This is a genomic window from Burkholderia sp. 572, from assembly GCF_040545135.1.
Classification (GTDB): domain Bacteria; phylum Pseudomonadota; class Gammaproteobacteria; order Burkholderiales; family Burkholderiaceae; genus Burkholderia; species Burkholderia cepacia.
In genome coordinates, this window is record NZ_JBEPLH010000021.1 from 88,325 (window position 1) to 105,727 (window position 17,403).

General features: G+C 65.9%; 18 protein-coding genes and 1 tRNA gene. 13 read left to right on the forward strand and 6 right to left on the reverse strand.

Annotated features, from left to right (window positions below; genetic code table 11):
• The first annotated feature begins 66 nt into the window (after nucleotides 1–66).
• Both ffh and ABIC51_RS31550 read left to right on the forward strand, forming a co-directional pair.
• Nucleotides 67–1,434, forward strand: coding sequence for a signal recognition particle protein (gene ffh, locus ABIC51_RS31545; protein WP_021159890.1), 1,368 nt, complete (start codon nucleotides 67–69; stop codon nucleotides 1,432–1,434).
• Between the two features lie 94 nt (nucleotides 1,435–1,528).
• Nucleotides 1,529–2,080: a hypoxanthine-guanine phosphoribosyltransferase gene (locus tag ABIC51_RS31550; protein ID WP_021159891.1), complete on the forward strand. Its 552-nt coding sequence runs from the start codon at nucleotides 1,529–1,531 to the stop codon at nucleotides 2,078–2,080.
• An 84-nt stretch (nucleotides 2,081–2,164) separates the two neighbouring features.
• On the opposite strand, the gene ABIC51_RS31555 is transcribed toward ABIC51_RS31550, so the two are convergent.
• Nucleotides 2,165–2,767: a MarC family protein gene (locus ABIC51_RS31555; protein ID WP_059697879.1), complete on the reverse strand. Its 603-nt coding sequence runs from the start codon at nucleotides 2,765–2,767 to the stop codon at nucleotides 2,165–2,167.
• Nucleotides 2,768–2,788: 21 nt separating this feature from the next.
• Entirely contained in the window at nucleotides 2,789–4,525 is a 1,737-nt protein-coding gene (locus ABIC51_RS31560; protein ID WP_059687192.1) for a proline--tRNA ligase, read from the reverse strand.
• 228 nt (nucleotides 4,526–4,753) lie between these two features.
• Here ABIC51_RS31560 and ABIC51_RS31565 point away from each other — a divergent pair, with 228 nt between their 5' ends.
• Nucleotides 4,754–5,401: an RNA pyrophosphohydrolase gene (locus ABIC51_RS31565; RefSeq protein ID WP_027788434.1), complete on the forward strand. Its 648-nt coding sequence runs from the start codon at nucleotides 4,754–4,756 to the stop codon at nucleotides 5,399–5,401.
• A gap of 13 nt (nucleotides 5,402–5,414) precedes the next feature.
• Complete coding sequence (locus ABIC51_RS31570; RefSeq protein WP_034195819.1) at nucleotides 5,415–6,023, forward strand: CNP1-like family protein; 609 nt, start codon at nucleotides 5,415–5,417, stop codon at nucleotides 6,021–6,023.
• A 102-nt stretch (nucleotides 6,024–6,125) separates the two neighbouring features.
• Here the strand turns inward: ABIC51_RS31570 and proB are convergent, their stop codons facing one another.
• The 4 genes from proB to rplU all read right to left on the reverse strand — a co-directional run bounded on the left by proB (nucleotide 6,126) and on the right by rplU (nucleotide 9,235).
• Nucleotides 6,126–7,244 carry a glutamate 5-kinase gene (gene proB, locus ABIC51_RS31575; protein WP_027788436.1) on the reverse strand — a complete coding sequence of 373 codons (1,119 nt, stop codon included), beginning with the start codon at nucleotides 7,242–7,244 and terminating at the stop codon, nucleotides 6,126–6,128.
• A 90-nt stretch (nucleotides 7,245–7,334) separates the two neighbouring features.
• Nucleotides 7,335–8,447, reverse strand: a complete 1,113-nt coding sequence (gene obgE / locus ABIC51_RS31580) for a GTPase ObgE (protein WP_042975354.1) — start codon at nucleotides 8,445–8,447, stop codon at nucleotides 7,335–7,337.
• Nucleotides 8,448–8,635: 188 nt separating this feature from the next.
• Nucleotides 8,636–8,899, reverse strand: coding sequence for a 50S ribosomal protein L27 (gene rpmA, locus ABIC51_RS31585; protein WP_006476999.1), 264 nt, complete (start codon nucleotides 8,897–8,899; stop codon nucleotides 8,636–8,638).
• A 24-nt stretch (nucleotides 8,900–8,923) separates the two neighbouring features.
• A complete protein-coding gene (gene rplU / locus ABIC51_RS31590) occupies nucleotides 8,924–9,235 on the reverse strand; it encodes a 50S ribosomal protein L21 (RefSeq protein ID WP_006025184.1) in 312 nt (103 codons plus the stop codon).
• Between the two features lie 210 nt (nucleotides 9,236–9,445).
• Between rplU and ABIC51_RS31595 the strand changes: the two genes are divergently transcribed.
• From ABIC51_RS31595 to ABIC51_RS31635, 9 genes are all read left to right on the forward strand, one after another.
• Entirely contained in the window at nucleotides 9,446–10,441 is a 996-nt protein-coding gene (locus ABIC51_RS31595; protein ID WP_027788438.1) for a polyprenyl synthetase family protein, read from the forward strand.
• Between the two features lie 178 nt (nucleotides 10,442–10,619).
• Nucleotides 10,620–10,696, forward strand: a tRNA-Pro gene (locus tag ABIC51_RS31600).
• A gap of 142 nt (nucleotides 10,697–10,838) precedes the next feature.
• A complete protein-coding gene (locus ABIC51_RS31605) occupies nucleotides 10,839–12,131 on the forward strand; it encodes an HlyC/CorC family transporter (RefSeq protein WP_021159896.1) in 1,293 nt (430 codons plus the stop codon).
• 83 nt (nucleotides 12,132–12,214) lie between these two features.
• Nucleotides 12,215–13,492: a GspE/PulE family protein gene (locus ABIC51_RS31610; protein ID WP_175897935.1), complete on the forward strand. Its 1,278-nt coding sequence runs from the start codon at nucleotides 12,215–12,217 to the stop codon at nucleotides 13,490–13,492.
• On the forward strand, nucleotides 13,489–14,700 hold the full coding sequence (locus tag ABIC51_RS31615) for a type II secretion system F family protein (RefSeq protein ID WP_175862001.1): 1,212 nt from the start codon (nucleotides 13,489–13,491) through the stop codon (nucleotides 14,698–14,700). Before ABIC51_RS31610 ends, ABIC51_RS31615 begins: the two co-directional genes overlap by 4 nt.
• Before the next feature lie 45 nt (nucleotides 14,701–14,745).
• Nucleotides 14,746–15,657 carry a prepilin peptidase gene (locus ABIC51_RS31620; RefSeq protein ID WP_059697884.1) on the forward strand — a complete coding sequence of 304 codons (912 nt, stop codon included), beginning with the start codon at nucleotides 14,746–14,748 and terminating at the stop codon, nucleotides 15,655–15,657.
• Between the two features lies 1 nt (nucleotide 15,658).
• Entirely contained in the window at nucleotides 15,659–16,267 is a 609-nt protein-coding gene (gene coaE, locus ABIC51_RS31625; protein WP_175862000.1) for a dephospho-CoA kinase, read from the forward strand.
• Nucleotides 16,268–16,376: 109 nt separating this feature from the next.
• Complete coding sequence (gene zapD / locus ABIC51_RS31630) at nucleotides 16,377–17,132, forward strand: cell division protein ZapD (RefSeq protein ID WP_027788443.1); 756 nt, start codon at nucleotides 16,377–16,379, stop codon at nucleotides 17,130–17,132.
• A 25-nt stretch (nucleotides 17,133–17,157) separates the two neighbouring features.
• Complete coding sequence (locus ABIC51_RS31635; protein WP_027788444.1) at nucleotides 17,158–17,358, forward strand: DNA gyrase inhibitor YacG; 201 nt, start codon at nucleotides 17,158–17,160, stop codon at nucleotides 17,356–17,358.
• Nucleotides 17,359–17,403 lie beyond the last annotated feature (45 nt).

A 17,403-nucleotide genomic window follows, 5' to 3' on the forward strand; every position in this document is an offset into this window, starting at 1 on the left:
CTTCCCGCGACGGCTCCCTTTGTTCGGTTCCGCCGCGCCTTCGGGCCCCACTGTCCATCGCTCCCCATGCTCGACAATCTCACTCAACGGATGGCGCGCGTCGTCAAGACGCTGCGCGGCGAGGCCCGGCTTACCGAGGCGAACACGCAGGAGATGCTCCGCGAGGTGCGTCTCGCGCTGCTGGAGGCCGACGTTTCGCTGCCGGTCGTCCGCGAATTCATCGCCAAGGTCAAGGAAAAGGCGCTCGGCGAAGAAGTGATCAGCAGCCTGTCGCCGGGTCAGGCGCTCGTCGGCGTGGTCCAGAAGGAACTGACCGCCGTGATCGGCGGCGACTACGAAGGCAAGGCCGCCGAGCTGAACCTCGCGGTCACGCCGCCCGCGGTGATCCTGATGGCCGGCCTGCAGGGCGCGGGCAAGACCACGACCGCCGGCAAGCTCGCGAAGCTGCTGCGCGAGAAGTACAAGAAGAAGGTGCTGACCGTGTCGTGCGACGTGTATCGCCCGGCCGCAATCATGCAGCTGAAAACGGTGAGCGAACAGGTCGGTGCCGACTTCTTCCCGTCCACGCCGGACCAGAAGCCCGTCGACATCGCGGTCGCGGCCGTCGACTGGGCGAAGCGCCACTACCATGACGTGCTGATCGTCGATACGGCCGGCCGCCTCGGTATCGACGAGGCGATGATGCAGGAAATCGCCGCGCTGCACGGCACGCTGAAGCCGGCCGAAACGCTGTTCGTGGTCGACGCGATGCTCGGCCAGGACGCGGTCAACACCGCGAAGGCATTCAACGACACGCTGCCGCTCACCGGCGTCGTGCTGACCAAGCTCGACGGCGATTCGCGCGGCGGCGCCGCGCTGTCGGTACGTCACGTCACGGGCAAGCCGATCAAGTTCGTCGGCGTGGCCGAGAAGCTCGACGGTCTCGAGGTGTTCCACCCCGACCGGATGGCAAACCGAATCCTCGGCATGGGCGACATCCTCGCCCTCGTCGAGGAGGCGCAGCGCGGCGTCGACGTGCAGGCCGCGCAGAAGCTCGCCGACAAGGTCAAGAAAGGCGGCGACTTCGACCTGAACGATTTCCGCGCGCAGATCTCGCAGATGAAGAACATGGGCGGCCTGTCGTCGCTGATGGATAAACTTCCGGCGCAGTTCCAGCAGGCGGCGGCCGGCGCCGACATGGGCCAGGCCGAGAAGTCGATCCGCCGGATGGAAGGCATCATCAGCTCGATGACGCCCGCCGAGCGCGCGAAACCCGAGATCATCAAGGCGACGCGCAAGCGCCGCATTGCAGCCGGCGCGGGTGTGCCGGTGCAGGAAGTCAACCGGATGCTGAACCAGTACGACCAGATGCGTACGATGATGAAGAAGCTGAAGGGCGGCAACATGCAGAAGATGATGCGCGGCCTGAAGGGCATGATGCCCGGCATGCGCTGATTCCGCCCATCGGCCGGCGCGCGGGTTTTTGCTGTAGCGCGCGCCGGCCGTTCTGCTTCATTCTTATTTGTATACCGACTGCCCGCCAGAACACATGAACCGCGAAGAAGCCCTCCACATTTTCAACCACTCCGAAGAGATCGTCTCGGCCGACGCCGTCAATGCATCGATCTCCCGGATGGCCGACGCGATCCGCGCCGAAATCGGCGATGCGTTCCCGCTCGTTCTCTCGGTGATGGGCGGCGCCGCGGTGTTTACCGGGATGCTGCTGCCGCATCTCGATTTCCCGCTCGAATTCGACTACATCCACCTGACCCGCTACCGCAACACGACGCAGGGCAGCCCGGAAATGCACTGGCGCGTCGCGCCGCGCGAATCGGTGAAGGACCGGATCGTGCTCGTGCTCGACGACATCCTCGACGAAGGCGAGACGATGGCCGCGATCCGCGACCGCATCCTCGACATGGGCGCGAAGCGCTTCATGTCGGCCGTGCTGTGCGAGAAGACGCTCGCGAAGGCGAAGCCGCTGCACCCCGACTTCTGCGGCTTCGCGGTGCCGGATCGCTACGTGTTCGGCTGCGGGATGGATGCGAAGGGCTACTGGCGCAACCTGCCGACGATCCGCGCGCTGACCACGAACGTCTGAGCGCCCCGCTTCGCACTATATAAATAGAAAGCGGCGCTCCGGTTTCCCGGAGCGCCGCTTTTTTGTGGGCACGCGCCACCCCGCCTACAGCTGGTGCACGAATGCGCGGATGCCGCCCAGCATCATCTCGACCGAAATCGCGACGAGCACGAGGCCCATCAACCGCTCGAACGCCGCGACGGTCCGTTCGCCGATCCATTGCTGGATCCGCTCGGCCAGCACCAGCGTCACCGCGCAGACGATCATCGTGACCGTCAGCGCGCCGACCCACTCGAGCATCTTGCCGGGCCCCTGCGACGTCAGCAGCATCACCGTCGCGAGCGCCGACGGCCCGGCGAGCGCCGGAATCGCGAGCGGCACGATGAACGGCTCGCCGCCCGCGCGCGGATCGCTGCCGAGTGCGCCGTCCGGATGCGGGAAGATCATCCGCAGCGCGATCAGGAACAGCACGATCCCGCCGCCGAGCCGCAACGACAGGTCGGTGAGGCTCATCATCCGCAGGAAGCGGTCGCCGACCAGCATGAAGAACAGCAGGATCACGAACGCGATCCCCACTTCACGCAGGATCAGCTTCACGCGCCGCTCGCGCGGCACATCCCGCATGGCCGAAATGAACAGCGGGATGTTGCCGAGCGGATCGGTGATCAGCACCAGGAGCACGGTGGCCGACAGGAAGGTGTATTCCACCGCGTTCCCCGGTCGGTGCGCTTAGCGCGCGAGCGCGGCGCGGATCTTCTCCGCGACCGTCGCCGCAGCCGCGTCGGCCGGCAGCAGCGTCGCTTCGGCGTCGCGGCGGCCCTGATACTCGATCTTGCCTTCCTTCAGGCCGCGCTCGCCGATCACGAGACGGTGCGGCACGCCGATCAGCTCCCAGTCGGCAAACATCACGCCCGGACGCTCGCCGCGATCGTCGAGGATCACGTCGATGCCGGCCGCGGCGAGTTCCGCGTACAGCTTGTCGGCGGTCTCGCGCACCATGTCGCTGCGGTCATAGCCCATCGGGCACAGCACGACTTCGAACGGCGCGATCGATTCGGGCCAGATGATGCCGCGGTCGTCGAAGTTCTGCTCGATCGCCGCGCCGAGAATACGCGTGACGCCGACGCCGTAGCAGCCCATCAGCATCGGCTGCGGCTTGCCCGACTCGTCGAGGAACGTCGCGCCCATCGCTTCCGAATACTTGGTGCCGAGCTGGAACACGTGGCCGACCTCGATGCCGCGGCAGATGTCGATCACGCCCTTGCCGTCCGGCGACGGATCGCCCTTCTTCACGTTGCGCACGTCGGCGACGTCCGGCTCGGGCAGGTCGCGGCCCCAGTTCACGCCGGCGATGTGATAGTCGACCTCGTTCGCACCGACGACGAAGTCGCTCATGTTCGCGACCGTGCGATCGGCGATCACCTTCACCGGCTTCTTGGTGCCGACCGGGCCGAGATAGCCCGGCGGCGTGCCGAACCACTCGACGATTTCCTGCTCGGTCGCGAAGCGGTGGTTCTTCAGGCCCGGCAGCTTCGACACCTTGATCTCGTTCAGGTCGTGGTCGCCGCGCAGCATCACGAGCCAGATGGTCGGCTCGGCGCCTTCGTTGTCGGTCGCGAGCACGATCGACTTGATCGTGCGCTCGAGCGGGATGGCCAGCAGTTCGGCAACGGCTTCGCATTTCGCCTTGCCCGGCGTCGCGACCTTCGCCATCGCCTCGGCCGGCGCCGCGCGTTCGGTGCTCAGCGGCAGCGCTTCGGCCGCTTCGACGTTCGCCGCGAACTCGGACGTCGGGCAGTACGCGATCGCGTCCTCACCGGTGTCGGCGATCACGTGGAATTCGTGCGAGAAGTTGCCGCCGATCGAGCCGCTGTCGGCCGCGACCGCACGGAACTCGAGGCCCAGACGCGTGAAGATGCGCACGTACGCGTCGTACATCTTGCGGTACGACTCGTTCAGGCCGGCCGCATCCTTGTCGAACGAGTACGCGTCCTTCATGATGAATTCGCGGCCGCGCATCACGCCGAAGCGCGGACGGATCTCGTCGCGGAACTTCGTCTGGATCTGGTAGAAGTTCACCGGCATCTGCCGGTAACTCTTGATCTGGTTGCGCGCGATGTCGGTGATGACTTCCTCGTGCGTCGGCCCGATCACGAAGTCGTTGTCCTTGCGGTCCTTGAAGCGCAGCAGCTCGGGGCCGTACTGTTCCCAGCGGCCTGACTCCTGCCACAGTTCGGCTGGTTGCACGGCCGGCATCAGCAGCTCGATGGCGCCCGCCCGGTTCATTTCCTCGCGCACGATCGCCTCGACCTTGCGAATCGAACGCAGGCCGACTGGCAGGTAGTTATAGATACCGCCGGCGACGCGACGGATCATGCCGGCGCGCACCATCAGCTTGTGGCTGACGATCTCTGCGTCGGCGGGTGCTTCTTTCAGGGTGCCGATAAAGAAACGGGAAGCTTTCATGCGGACGGTTCCAAAAACGGCGCCCCCAGGCGGGGCGCCCGAAAAAGTTTCAAGGTGAAAAAGCTGCGCGCGGCGAACAGCAATGGACGACGATGGCGCAGACGACGTAGCAGACTAATCAGGGACAATTCAGCCGGTGTACCCCGCGCGGATTCGCTCCGCTACGGTGCGCAGCGCCCGTTATCTGTTTATAATCAAAGCAATTTTAAAGGATTCGAAGGTGGTTGTATGCTGGATCGTGAAGGCTTTCGCCCGAACGTCGGCATCATCCTCTTGAACGCGCGCAACGAGGTGTTTTGGGGCAAGCGGCTCCGCGAGCACTCCTGGCAGTTTCCTCAAGGTGGGATCAAGTACGGCGAGACCCCCATGCAGGCGATGTACCGGGAACTGCACGAGGAAACGGGTCTGCATCCGGAACACGTCAAGATAATCGGCCGCACTCGCGACTGGTTGCGTTATGAGGTGCCTGACAAGTTCATCAAACGCGAAGTACGCGGTCATTACCGCGGCCAGAAGCAGATCTGGTTCCTGCTGCGGATGGTCGGACGCGATTGCGACATTTGCTTGCGCGCGACCGACCACCCGGAGTTCGATGCGTGGCGCTGGAACGAGTACTGGGTGCCGCTCGATGCGGTGATCGAGTTCAAGCGGGATGTCTATCAGTTGGCGCTGACGGAACTGTCGCGCTTCCTGCGCCGCCCGGCGCAGCGAGCCGAGAAGCCGCGTGGGCCGCGTCTGTCGCGCTATCCGCGCGTCATCGGCGCACAGGCCCAGCAGACGCTGACGATTGTCGACGCATCGGTAGTCTGTTCGGAGATCGAAGTGGAAGCGAGCACGCTCGACGAGATGCCGCCCCGCGTGATCGTCGGCAAATGACGAATCGAACTGCATGACCGGGCGCGACCTTGGTGTCGCGCCCTTTTTTTACGAGGAATGCATATTGAAAGCGATTGCTCTCGCGCTCGCATCGATTGCCGCGGTGGCCACGCTGGCAGGTTGCGCGAATTCGAAGACGCCGACCAACAAGGATGACAGCGAGTTCGTGTATCTGCTGGACCGCCAGGGAACCTGGAAGGAAAACACGGTCGACTCGCTGCCGCCGCTGCCGCAGGCGAGCGACCTGCTGCCGTTCAACGTCTCGCAGAACACGCCGCTCAAGTTCTTCGTCGACGCGAAGTCGCTCGCGGTCGGCACCGACGGCGTCGTGCGCTACGCGGTCGTCGTCACGAGCCCGGCCGGCGCACGCAACGTGAACTACGAGGGCATCCGCTGCGACACCTACGAATGGCGCCAGTATGCCGGCCTGAATTCGGACCACGACGGCTGGGATCGCACGGTCGAGAACGATTGGCAGCGCATCGAGAACGGCGAGCTGAATGCCTACCACTCGGCGCTGTATCAGGATTACTTCTGCGCGAACAAGATGCCGCAAGGCTCGACCCGGCAGATCCTGGAGAACATCCGGTTTCACCGTACCGCGATGAGCCAGTTGCGCTGATGGCGCGCGGCGCCCGCCGCCGCTCTTTCTGCCCCGCTGCATGAAAAAGCCCGCATCACGCGGGCTTTTTCATTTGACGGCCTGAACCGGCAAGGCGAATGATCACACCAGCACCAGATTGTCGCGATGGATCAGTTCGGGCTCCAGCATGTAGCCGAGCACGGATTCGATCTCGCCGCTCGGCTTGCGGTGAATCAGTTTCGTCTCCGCGCTGCTGTAGTTCGTGAGCCCTCGCGCCACTTCGCGCCCGTCGGGGCCGACACACGCGATGACTTCGCCGCGCGCGAACGCACCCTGTACGTCGATCACGCCGATCGGCAGCAGGCTCTTGCCGCCGGCCGTCAGTTTCTCGACCGCGCCCGCATCGATCACGACATGGCCGCGCACCTGCAGGTGATCGGCCATCCACTGCTTGCGTGCCGCCATCCGCGCGGTACGTGCGATCAGTTGCGTGCCGATCGCCTCGCCGGCCGCCAGACGCACGAGCACATCGGACTCCCGGCCGCTCGCGATCACCGTATTTGCACCGCTGTGCGCCGCGCGCTTCGCCGCGAGGATCTTCGTCAGCATCCCGCCGCGGCCAAGGCTCGAGCCCGCACCGCCCGCCATCGCCTCGAGTTCCGGCGCGCCCGCATTCGCTTCCGCGACGAGCGTCGCGTTCGGATCCTTGCGCGGATCGGCCGTAAACAACCCCGACTGGTCGGTCAGAATGATCAGCGCATCGCCTTCGATCAGGTTTGCAACGAGCGCACCGAGCGTGTCGTTGTCGCCAAACTTGATTTCATCGGTGACGACCGTGTCGTTCTCGTTGATGATCGGCACGACGCCGAGCCGCAACAGCGTCAGCAGCGTCGATCGCGCATTCAGGTAGCGCTCGCGGTCCGCCAGGTCGGCATGCGTCAGCAGGATCTGCGCGGTGCGGATGTCGTGCTCGGTGAAGCGGCTCTCGTAGACCTGCGCAAGCCCCATCTGGCCGACCGCGGCGGCCGCCTGCAACTCGTCGATTTCCCGCGGCCGCTTGCTCCAGCCGAGCCGCTGCATCCCTTCGGCAATCGCGCCCGAGCTGACGAGCACGACTTCCTTGCCCTGGGCGCGCAGCGCGGCGATCTGGGCCGCCCAGCGGCCGATTGCAGCATGATCGAGCCCCTTGCCGTCGTTGGTCACGAGGCTGGAGCCCACCTTCACCACCAATCGCTTCGAATCCGCGATGATCGAACGCATCCTGCACTGTCTCCTGTATCTGATGCCTGCCCGGCCGGGCGCGATTGAGCGCCGACGCCGGGCGGCACGCCCGGCGCGCTCCGGAACCACTCAGGCGTCGTCGCCCGGCGCGGCCTCGCCCTTCGCAGGCGGCGCGTCGCGGAAACGCACGTCCGCCGCGAGATCTTCCGCCTCCGCCGCGCGATGCGCGTCCGAATGTTCGGAGAGGTAGTCGTAGATCGCGTAGCACAGTGCTTCACAGCCCTGGCCCGTCAGTGCCGAAATCTCGAACACCGGGCCGTCCCACTCGAAGCGCTCGAGGAAATCCGCGACGCGCGCCTTGCGCTCGTCTTCCGGCACCATGTCGAGCTTGTTGAGCACGAGCCAGCGCGGCTTCTCGTAGAGCGCCTCGTCGTATTTGCGCAGCTCGCCGACGATCGCCGTCGCTTCGGCAACCGGATCGACGCTTTCGTCGAACGGCGCGAGATCGACCAGATGCAGCAGCACGCCGGTGCGCTGCAGGTGGCGCAGGAACTGATGGCCGAGGCCCGCGCCTTCGGCGGCACCCTCGATCAGCCCCGGGATGTCGGCGATCACGAAGCTCTTGCTCGGACCGACCCGCACCACGCCGAGATTCGGCGCAAGCGTCGTGAACGGGTAGTCGGCGATCTTCGGCCGCGCATTCGACACCGACGAGATGAACGTCGACTTGCCTGCGTTCGGCATGCCGAGCAGGCCGACATCGGCGAGCACCTTCAGCTCGAGCTTCAGCATGCGACGCTCGCCGGGCTTACCGTCCGTCTTCTGGCGCGGCGCGCGGTTCGTGCTCGACTTGAAATGCAGGTTGCCGAGCCCGCCGGCACCGCCCTGCGCAAGCATCACCTGCTGGTCGTGCTCGGTCAGGTCGGCGATCAGCTCGCCGGTATCCATGTCGCTGATGATCGTGCCGACCGGCATGCGCAGCGTGACGTCGTCGCCACCCTTGCCGTAGCAATCCGAGCCTCGCCCGTTTTCGCCGTTGCGCGCCAGATGCTTCTTCGCGTAACGGTAGTCGATCAGCGTGTTGATGTTGCGGTCGGCGATCGCGTACACGCTACCGCCCCGACCGCCGTCGCCGCCATCCGGCCCGCCGAACGGGACGAATTTCTCGCGGCGCATCGACGCACTGCCATCGCCTCCGTCGCCGGCGATGACTTCGATTCGTGCTTCGTCAATGAACTTCATTCGTCACTCCGCCCAGTATTTCCGCTATTGTGCCGCGCGCCGGCACGCTTGAACAATCTGCCGTTCGGCCGATCGTACGCCGGTTGCGCAACGGTCGCCGGAACGCGCATGCGCCCGGCGGCCAAATAAAAAAAGGCCCCGCGAAGACTGCGGGGCCTTTCGGCTACGAAGCCCGTGGGTGCCTGAACTTAGGCAGCCGCCGGGACGACGATGACCAGATGCTTCTTGTCCGCGCCTTTCGTCGCGAACTTGACGTGACCGTCGACCAGCGCGAACAGGGTGTGATCCTTGCCCATGCCGACGTTCTCGCCTGCGTGCATGCGCGTACCGCGCTGACGCACGATGATGCCGCCGGCATTGATTGCCTGGCCGCCGTACACTTTCACGCCGAGACGTTTCGACTCGGAGTCGCGGCCGTTCCGGGAAGAGCCGCCTGCCTTTTTGTGTGCCATCTGATTGCTCCTTTACCGAGGCGCTTACGCGTTGATCGCGTCGATGCGCAGCTCAGTGTAGTTCTGGCGGTGGCCGCCGTGCTTTTGGTAGTGCTTCCGGCGACGCATCTTGAAGATGGTGACCTTGGCATGACGACCGTGCGACACAACGGTGGCCTTGACGGAAGCCCCACTGACCAGCGGCGTACCGAACTTAATCGATTCGCCTTCGCCCACTGCGAGAACCTGGTCGAGCGTGATTTCAGCGTCAATGTCAGCCGGTATCTGTTCTACTTTGAGTTTTTCGCCAACGGCAACCTTGTACTGCTTGCCGCCGGTTTTTATGACCGCGTACATTGAGAACCTCACTCTGGATCCAATTTTTCCGCACACCACGCGCGGAAAACACGTGATTATACATGGGGTTAGCACCGAAGTCAAAACAGATCGACGATTGCCGCGCGCGGGCCTCGGCCGAACGGCCAAATTCGCGGCTGCGGCACGTGTGACAGACCGGGATATCTCGGATTCGACTTATAATCCGCGGCATCACCCAATTCCATCATCATGTCGTCGTCCACCGCCTCCCCCACCCTCAGCGCCGCCCACCTGCTCGCTCCGATCACCAGCGACATGGAGCAGGTGAATCGCGTTATCCGGCAAAGCCTCGCGTCCGACGTACTGTTGATCAACCAGATCGCCGAGTACATCATCGGCGCGGGCGGCAAGCGGCTGCGCCCGGCGTTGCTGCTGCTCGTCGCCGGTGCACTCGGCGAGACGTCGCACCAGCGGCACGTGCTGGCCGCCGTCGTCGAGTTCATCCACACGGCCACGCTGCTGCACGACGACGTCGTCGACGAATCCGAGCTGCGCCGCGGCCGCCAGACCGCCAATGCACTGTTCGGCAACGCGGCGAGCGTGCTGGTAGGCGACTACCTCTATTCGCGCTCGTTCGAAATGATGGTCGGCGTCGGCAAGATGCGCGTGATGGAGATCCTGTCCGAAGCGACGACGATCATTTCCGAAGGCGAGGTGCTGCAGCTCCTCAACATGCACGACGCGGACGTCGACGAAACGCGCTACATGCAGGTGATCCGCTACAAGACGGCCAAGCTGTTCGAGGCATCGGCACGCCTGGGCGCGGTGCTCGCGGGCGCCGATGCGCCGACCGAGGCCGCCGCCGCCGAATACGGCCGCCGGATCGGCACCGCATTCCAGATCATGGACGACTGGCTCGACTACGCGGGCACCGTCGAGGCAATGGGCAAGAATGCCGGCGACGACCTCCGCGAAGGCAAGCCGACGCTGCCGCTCATCTATCTGATCGAGCGCGGCACGCCCGAGCAGGCAGCGCTGGCACGCGAGGCGATCGAACAGGGCGGCACCGCTCGCTTCGACACGATTTTCGAAGCGATCACGCGCTCGGGCGCACTGGATCACACGCTCGAATGCGCGCGCCAGGAAGCGCAGGCGGCCGCGGCCGCGATCGCCGCATTCCCCGATTCGATCTACAAGGAGAGCCTGCTCGCGCTGTGCTCTTACTCGACGTCGCGGCAGTCCTGATTGCATGTCGTGTGTCGCCGCCACGGCAGCGACACACGTTCGACACGGGAAAATCACCCGTCTCGAAAAAAAATTTTCTCCAAGGGCTTCCCTTCTTGAAGAAACGTCGTTATAGTTATGTTCTTGCTTGACGACGCAGCGGTCTTGAAGAAGACGGCGAAATCGGAAGAGTACAAATCGGGGTGTAGCTTAGCCTGGTAGAGCGCTACGTTCGGGACGTAGAGGCCGGAGGTTCGAATCCTCTCACCCCGACCAGATTTTGAAAAAACCGTGCACCACGTGCACGGTTTTTTTTCGTCCGGCCGCCGCGGGCCCCTCGTGCCGCGCACGACACATCACGGTCGCCGGCCTCTGCTATATTCCCTCCATCCCTGTCCTTCACTGCTCCTTCCAACGCGTGGACCAAATTCCCTTATGGGCGCAAATCGGCGCCGTCTTCCTGCTTCTCCTCTGTTCCAGCTTCTTTTCCATTTCCGAGACCGCGATGATGGCGCTCAACCGCCATCGGCTGAAGCATCTCGCCGGCCAGGGCGCGCTCGGCGCGAAAACCACGCAGGGGCTGCTGACGCGCACTGACCTGCTGCTCAGCGTGATCCTGATCGGCAACAACCTGTTCAACACGATCATCCCGGTCCTGACGACGTCGCTCGCGCTCCATACGTTCGGCCGCAACAATCTCGCGCTGTCGATCGCGACCGGCATCGTCGCGTTCCTGATCATCGTGTTCGCCGAAATCGCGCCGAAGATCGTCGGCGCGACGTTCCCCGAACGCATCGCACTGCCCGCGAGCCTCGTGATCGCGCCGCTGATGCGCGTGTTCAAGCCGGTCGTCTGGTTCGTCAACGCACTCGCGAACGGCGTGCTGTGGGTGCTGCGCATCAACACGAAGAAGGGCCGCGACCAGCGGATGTCGGCCGACGAGCTGCGGGCCATCGTGCTCGAGTCGAGCAGTTTCATGCCGACCAAGCACCGCAGCATCCTGCTCAACCTGTTCGACCTCGAGAACATCACGGTCGACGACGTGATGGTGCCGCGCCGCCAGATCGAGTCGCTCAACTTCTACGCGCCGCTCGACGACGTCCTGCACCAGCTCGAAACCTGCTATCACAACCGGCTTGTCGTCTACGAAGGCGACATCGACAAGGTGCTCGGCGTGCTGCACGTCCGCAAGACGCTGACCGCGCTGCACAACCAGGAGTTCGACCGCGAGACGCTGCGCACGCTGCTCGCCGAGCCGTACTACGTGCCGTCGGGCACGCCGGTGGTCCAGCAGCTCCAGTTTTTCCAGGAAACGCGGCAGCGGACCGCGCTCGTCGTCAACGAGTACGGCGAACTCGAAGGGCTCGTCACGCCCGAAGACATCATCGAGGAGCTGATCGGCGAATTCACGACATCGATGCCGCGCAGCGAACGCGCGGGCGGCTGGGACGAGAACGGCGAATGCATCGTCTCGGCGAGCATGCCGCTACGCGAACTGAATCGCTGGCTGCACCTGAAGCTGCCGACCGACGGGCCGAAGACGCTGAACGGACTGGTCCTCGAAATCCTCGAGGAAATTCCGGAAGACGACGTGTGCCTGAAAATCGGCGACGTGATGCTCGAGGTGATGCGCAGCGACGATCAGGCCGTGCGCACCGTCAAGCTCTTCAAGCCGCGCGGCTCGCGCACCGCACGCGCCGCCGCGCGTTAGCCGAACGGCCGACTGCCGGCGCCGCCCGCGACGCGCGACCATCTGCTGGTCACGGTCAACTGGCGGCCAGCGTGCCGGCTCACATGCATTTCACTCCTCCCGGGGCGCCGCTGCGCACGCAGCCGCCGCCCGCTCATTCCGATGCGTTGCCCGTCACCGCACCGCGCGCACTCGACGCGGCCCAGCTCGACGACGCGCCGGCTGTGCGGCTGCTGACGGACACGCTTCACGCGGCACGCGTGCGCGACGCATCCGACATCCACGTCGAACCGTTCGAAGCCGGCTGGCGCATCCGCCTGCGCATCGACGGCGTGCTGCATGAACATGCGCGGCCGCCTCTTCATCTGCGCGACGCGCTCGTCACGCGGATCAAGGTGCTCGCACGCATGGACATCGCCGAGCGGCGGCTCCCGCAGGACGGCAGGCTGCGTATCGCGATCGACGGCGGTACGCGCGGCGACTACCGGGTCAGTTCGCTGCCGACGTTGTTCGGTGAAAAACTCGTGCTGCGGCGCCTCGAAACCCTGCCGACCGACCTCACGCTCGCCCGTCTCGGCTTCGACGCGCAACAGGCGGCCGCGATGGAAGCCGCGATACGCGCACCGCATGGCCTCGTGCTCGTCACGGGCCCGACCGGCAGCGGCAAGACGCTGTCGCTCTATTGCGCGCTGCAGATGCTCGATCGCGACGCGCACAACGTCTGCACGGTGGAGGATCCCGCCGAGATCCAGCTCGACGGCATCAGCCAGGTCGGCGTCGCCGAAAAGGCGGGGCTCACGTTCGCGACGGCACTGCGCGCGCTGCTGCGGCAGGATCCGGACATCATCATGGTCGGCGAGATTCGCGATGCGGAGACGGCCGACGTCGCGATCAAGGCCGCGCAGACCGGCCATCTCGTGCTGTCGACGCTGCACACGAACGACGCGCCGGCCGCCGTCGCGCGGCTGCTCGATATCGGGGTCGCTCCGTACAACCTCGCGGCCGCGCTGCACCTCGTCACCGCGCAGCGCCTCGTCCGGCGGCTGTGCACCGCCTGCCGCATGCACTCGGACGCACCGGTGCCCGTATTGCGCGAAGCCGGCTGCGACCCGGTTGCGCTCGCCGCAGGATGGCGGCCGTTCGTTGCGCGAGGCTGTTCGGCCTGTCACGGCATCGGCTATCGCGGCCGTATCGGCCTGCATCAGACAATGCCGGTATCGCCCCGGCTGGCGGAACGCATCGTCGCCCGGGCAAGCGTCGGCGAACTCGCGCAATGCGCGGCGGCCGAAGGCGTGCGCAGTCTGCGCGACGCGGCGTTCGCGCGTGTCCGGGACGGCACGACGAGCATCGCGGAAGCCATCGCCGCGACACCTGCTGCATGAGCATGCGCACAACGCCGCGCGAAAGCCGCTTCGCATGGCGCGGCCGCCATCGCGACGGCACGCCACGCCGCGGGATCATCATCGCGTTCGACGCCGCGAGTGCACGCGCCGCACTCGCGCGCGACGGCATCGCAGTCTTATCGCTCGACATCCGCGGGCCGGCCCGGCCGCCAATGGCCGGCACGCGGGACGTCACGCGCTTCACGCGCCAGCTCGCGAGCCTGCTGCAGGCCGGGTTGCCGCTCGCGCCGTCGCTCGAGATGCTCGCGCGCACGCGGCCACGCGACGGCCTGCCGCGAATCGCCGCCGGTCTCGCCCGCGAGATCGTCGGCGGCCATCGCTTCGCAGATGCACTCGCACGCTATCCGGCGCAGTTCGGCACACTGTATCGCCAGCTGATCGAGGTCGGCGAAGCGTCAGGCTCGCTCGGCGTCGTGCTGACACGGGTCGCGGAGCACCGCGAGCGCGCCGACGCGCAATGGCGCAAGCTGCGGGCCGCGCTTGCCTATCCGGCGGCCGTCATCCTGTTCGGGCTCGCAATTTCGGCCGCGTTGATGGTGTGGGTCGTACCGACGTTCCGCCAGATCTTCGACGGTTTCGGCGCCGCGCTGCCGGCACCGACCCGTGCGCTGCTCGCGTTGTCCTCGGCGCTGTCGGCGTGGGGCGGTGTGCTGGTTGCCGGTACGGCGGCAGCCGCGCTGGCCGCCCATCGCGCGCTACGGCTATCGGCACCGCTGCGCCACGCTGTCGCGCGGCGCCTGCTGCACGTCCCGCTCGCGGGGAGTGCGATGAGCCGGTTCGCGGCCGCGCGCTGGTGCCGATCGCTGGCGACGCTGCTCGGCGCCGGCGTGCCGCTCGCAGACACCTTCGCCACGCTCGAACGCACGGCCGGCCATCCCGTGTTCGAGCGCGCCACCGCCCACATCGCCGCCCACGTGCTGCGCGGCGCGCGTCTCGCGGACGCGATGCAGTCGGCCGGCTGCTTTCCGGACGACGTCGTGCAGCCGATCGCCGTCGCCGAGGAGACCGGTGCGCTCGACACGATGCTCGCCGACATCGCCACGCTGTGCGAGCGCCAGCTCGACGCGCATCTCGATACGCTCGCCGCGCTCGGCGAACCGCTGATCGTGATCGTGCTGGGCGCACTCGTCGGCGGCCTCGTGATCGCGATGTACCTGCCCATCCTTCAGCTCGGCAACGTGGTGTAGCATCGCAACCGATTCTGTCGCCTTTTAGTCCGAACCTTGAGCCTCATGACACCCGCGCCCTTGTCCGCCGTTTCCGATTCGCCCGAGAGCACGCTGCTCGCGCTGGCGATGCTGCCGGCCGCGCTGCAGTACGCGTTCGCGGTCATCATCGGCCTGTGCGTCGGCAGCTTCCTGAACGTGGTCGTGCACCGGCTGCCCGTGATGATGCAGCGCGCATGGCAGGCCGAGATCGACGAAGCGACCGGCAACACGAGTGCCACTCCCGAAGACGGCTACCCGCCGCGCTACGACCTGTGGCACCCGCGCAGCGCCTGCCCGCATTGCGGCCACGTGCTGCGCGCATGGGAAAACATCCCGCTCGTCAGCTACCTGATCCTGCGCGGGCGCTGCCGACGCTGCGGCCACGCGATCGGCATCCGTTATCCGCTCGTCGAGCTTGTGTGCGCGCTGCTCGCCGCCGGCTCGCTCGCGGCATTCGGCCCGACCGTCGCCGCGCTCGCCGCGTTCGCGCTGTGCGCCGCGCTGCTCGCGATGAGCGCGATCGATATCCGGACCGGCTACCTGCCCGACTCGATGACGCTGCCGCTCCTCTGGGCCGGGCTCGTGCTGAACCTCGGCGGCACGTTCACATCGCTGCGTTCGGCCGTGATTGGGGCCATGGCCGGCTACCTGTTCCTGTGGTCGGTCTACTGGCTGTTCAAATGGCTGCGCGGCATCGAGGGCATCGGTTTCGGCGACCTGAAGCTGCTCGCCGCGCTCGGCGCATGGATGGGCTGGGCCGCACTGCCGCAGGTCGTGCTGTTCGCCGCGGTGACGGGCGCGGTCGTCGGGCTCGTCGCGACCTGGCGCGGTCGCATGCGCTTCGAGGAGCCGATTCCGTTCGGCCCGTTCCTCGCGGCAGGCGGTGTCGCGACGCTGTTTTTCGGCACCCCTTTCTATTCGGCGCTCGGAGGCTGACATGTTCGCAATTGGACTCACCGGCGGCATCGGCAGCGGCAAGACGACCGTCGCCGACCTGTTCGCCGCCCGAGGCGCATCGCTGGTCGATACGGATCTGATCGCCCATCGCATCACCGCGCCGGGCGGCCTCGCGATGCCCGCGATCGAACAGGCATTCGGCCGCGACTTCGTTGCCGCCGACGGCTCGCTCGACCGCGCGCAGATGCGCGCACTGATCTTCAGCGACGACGACGCGCGTCGGCGCCTCGAAGCGATCACGCACCCGCTGATCCGGGCGGAGACCGATCGTGAGGCGCGCGAAGCGCAGGGCCCATACGTGATGTTCGTCGTGCCGCTGCTCGTCGAATCCGGCAACTGGAAGGCGCGCTGCGATCGCGTGCTCGTCGTCGACTGTCCGGTCCAAACGCAGATCGCACGCGTGATGCGGCGCAACGGCTTCACGCGCGAACAGGTCGAGGCGATCATCGCGCGGCAGGCGTCGCGCGAGGCCCGCCTCGCGGCGGCCGACGACGTCATCGTCAACGACGCGACGACGCCCGATGCGCTCGCCGCGCAGGTCGATGCACTGCACCAACGCTATCTCGGGTTCGCGGCCGCCGCGCACTGAGCCTCGCGCTCGATCGTGATGGTGTACGAAATTGGCGCGTTGCTAGGGTAGAGCGTGGGCATTAGAATGTCCTGCATTGTTTCAATCCCTACCCAAGAGGCGAGCGCGCTTGATTCTTTACGAGTATCCGTTCAACGAGCGAATTCGCACGCTGTTGCGCCTCGAAGATCTCTTCGAGCGCTTCGCGTTCTTTTTGGCTCAGGAGGACCCGCGTGAACACCACGTCGCGCTGACGACGCTGTTCGAAATCGCCGAGGTAACGGGCCGCGCGGACCTGAAATCGGATCTGATGAAGGAGCTCGAACGTCAACGCCAGACGCTCGCCCCCTTTCGCGGCAATCCGGGCATCGAGCAGAACGCGCTCGAAGCCGTGCTCGGCGAAATCGAGCAGACGCTCGCGAATCTCGCGCAGATGCAGGGCAAGACCGGGCAGCACCTCGTCGACAACGAGTGGCTCGCCAGCATCCGCAGCCGTGCGGTGATTCCGGGCGGCACGTGCAAGTTCGACCTGCCGTCGTACTACGCATGGCAGCAATGGCCCGCCGAGCAGCGGCGCCAGGACATCGCGAAATGGATCCTGCCGATGCTGCCGCTGCGCGATGCCGCTGCGATCGTGCTGCGGCTCGCGCGCGAATCGGGCCAGGCGTCGAAGGTCATGGCGATGCAGGGCAGCTACCAGCAAATGCTGTCCGGCCGCACCTACCAGTTGATGCAGGTGCGCGTGGCGCCGGAATTGCGCGTCATTCCCGAGGCAAGCGCCAACAAATACATGCTGTGGGTACGGTTCACCACGCAGGACGGCGATGTGCGGCCGCGTGCGGTGGACATCGACGTGCCGTTCCATCTGACACTGTGCAATCTGTAACGGCCGCGTGCCGGATCGCTTTCGTATGACTACCGTTGTGAAATGCCCGTCGTGTGGCGCCGAAGTGCGCTGGACGCCCGAAAATCAGTTCCGTCCGTTCTGCTCGGCCCGCTGCAAGCAGCTCGACCTCGGCGCCTGGGCCGCGGAAAAGTACCGGATCGGGGGATCCTCCGACGAGGGGCCCTCATCGGAAGAAGACGGCACGGACGGCCGCCGCGACAGCTGAGCGGCGCTCGGCACCGTCAGCCAGTGACAGTGATATGGCCCGCCT

Excerpts from the sequence above, each read along its gene's own strand:
- proB (WP_027788436.1), bottom strand. The coding sequence starts at position 7,244 with ATGCGTTCGATCATCGCGGATTCGAAGCGATTGGTGGTGAAGGTGGGC.
- ABIC51_RS31595 (WP_027788438.1), top strand. The coding sequence starts at position 9,446 with ATGTCGTCGTCCACCGCCTCCCCCACCCTCAGCGCCGCCCACCTGCTC.
- ABIC51_RS31565 (WP_027788434.1), top strand. The coding sequence starts at position 4,754 with ATGCTGGATCGTGAAGGCTTTCGCCCGAACGTCGGCATCATCCTCTTG.
- coaE (WP_175862000.1), top strand. The coding sequence starts at position 15,659 with ATGTTCGCAATTGGACTCACCGGCGGCATCGGCAGCGGCAAGACGACC.
- obgE (WP_042975354.1), bottom strand. The coding sequence starts at position 8,447 with ATGAAGTTCATTGACGAAGCACGAATCGAAGTCATCGCCGGCGACGGA.
- ABIC51_RS31620 (WP_059697884.1), top strand. The coding sequence starts at position 14,746 with ATGACACCCGCGCCCTTGTCCGCCGTTTCCGATTCGCCCGAGAGCACG.
- ABIC51_RS31635 (WP_027788444.1), top strand. The coding sequence starts at position 17,158 with ATGACTACCGTTGTGAAATGCCCGTCGTGTGGCGCCGAAGTGCGCTGG.
- rpmA (WP_006476999.1), bottom strand. The coding sequence starts at position 8,899 with ATGGCACACAAAAAGGCAGGCGGCTCTTCCCGGAACGGCCGCGACTCC.
- ABIC51_RS31615 (WP_175862001.1), top strand. The coding sequence starts at position 13,489 with ATGAGCATGCGCACAACGCCGCGCGAAAGCCGCTTCGCATGGCGCGGC.
- ABIC51_RS31550 (WP_021159891.1), top strand. The coding sequence starts at position 1,529 with ATGAACCGCGAAGAAGCCCTCCACATTTTCAACCACTCCGAAGAGATC.
- ABIC51_RS31610 (WP_175897935.1), top strand. The coding sequence starts at position 12,215 with ATGCATTTCACTCCTCCCGGGGCGCCGCTGCGCACGCAGCCGCCGCCC.
- rplU (WP_006025184.1), bottom strand. The coding sequence starts at position 9,235 with ATGTACGCGGTCATAAAAACCGGCGGCAAGCAGTACAAGGTTGCCGTT.
- ABIC51_RS31570 (WP_034195819.1), top strand. The coding sequence starts at position 5,415 with ATGACCGGGCGCGACCTTGGTGTCGCGCCCTTTTTTTACGAGGAATGC.
- ffh (WP_021159890.1), top strand. The coding sequence starts at position 67 with ATGCTCGACAATCTCACTCAACGGATGGCGCGCGTCGTCAAGACGCTG.
- ABIC51_RS31560 (WP_059687192.1), bottom strand. The coding sequence starts at position 4,525 with ATGAAAGCTTCCCGTTTCTTTATCGGCACCCTGAAAGAAGCACCCGCC.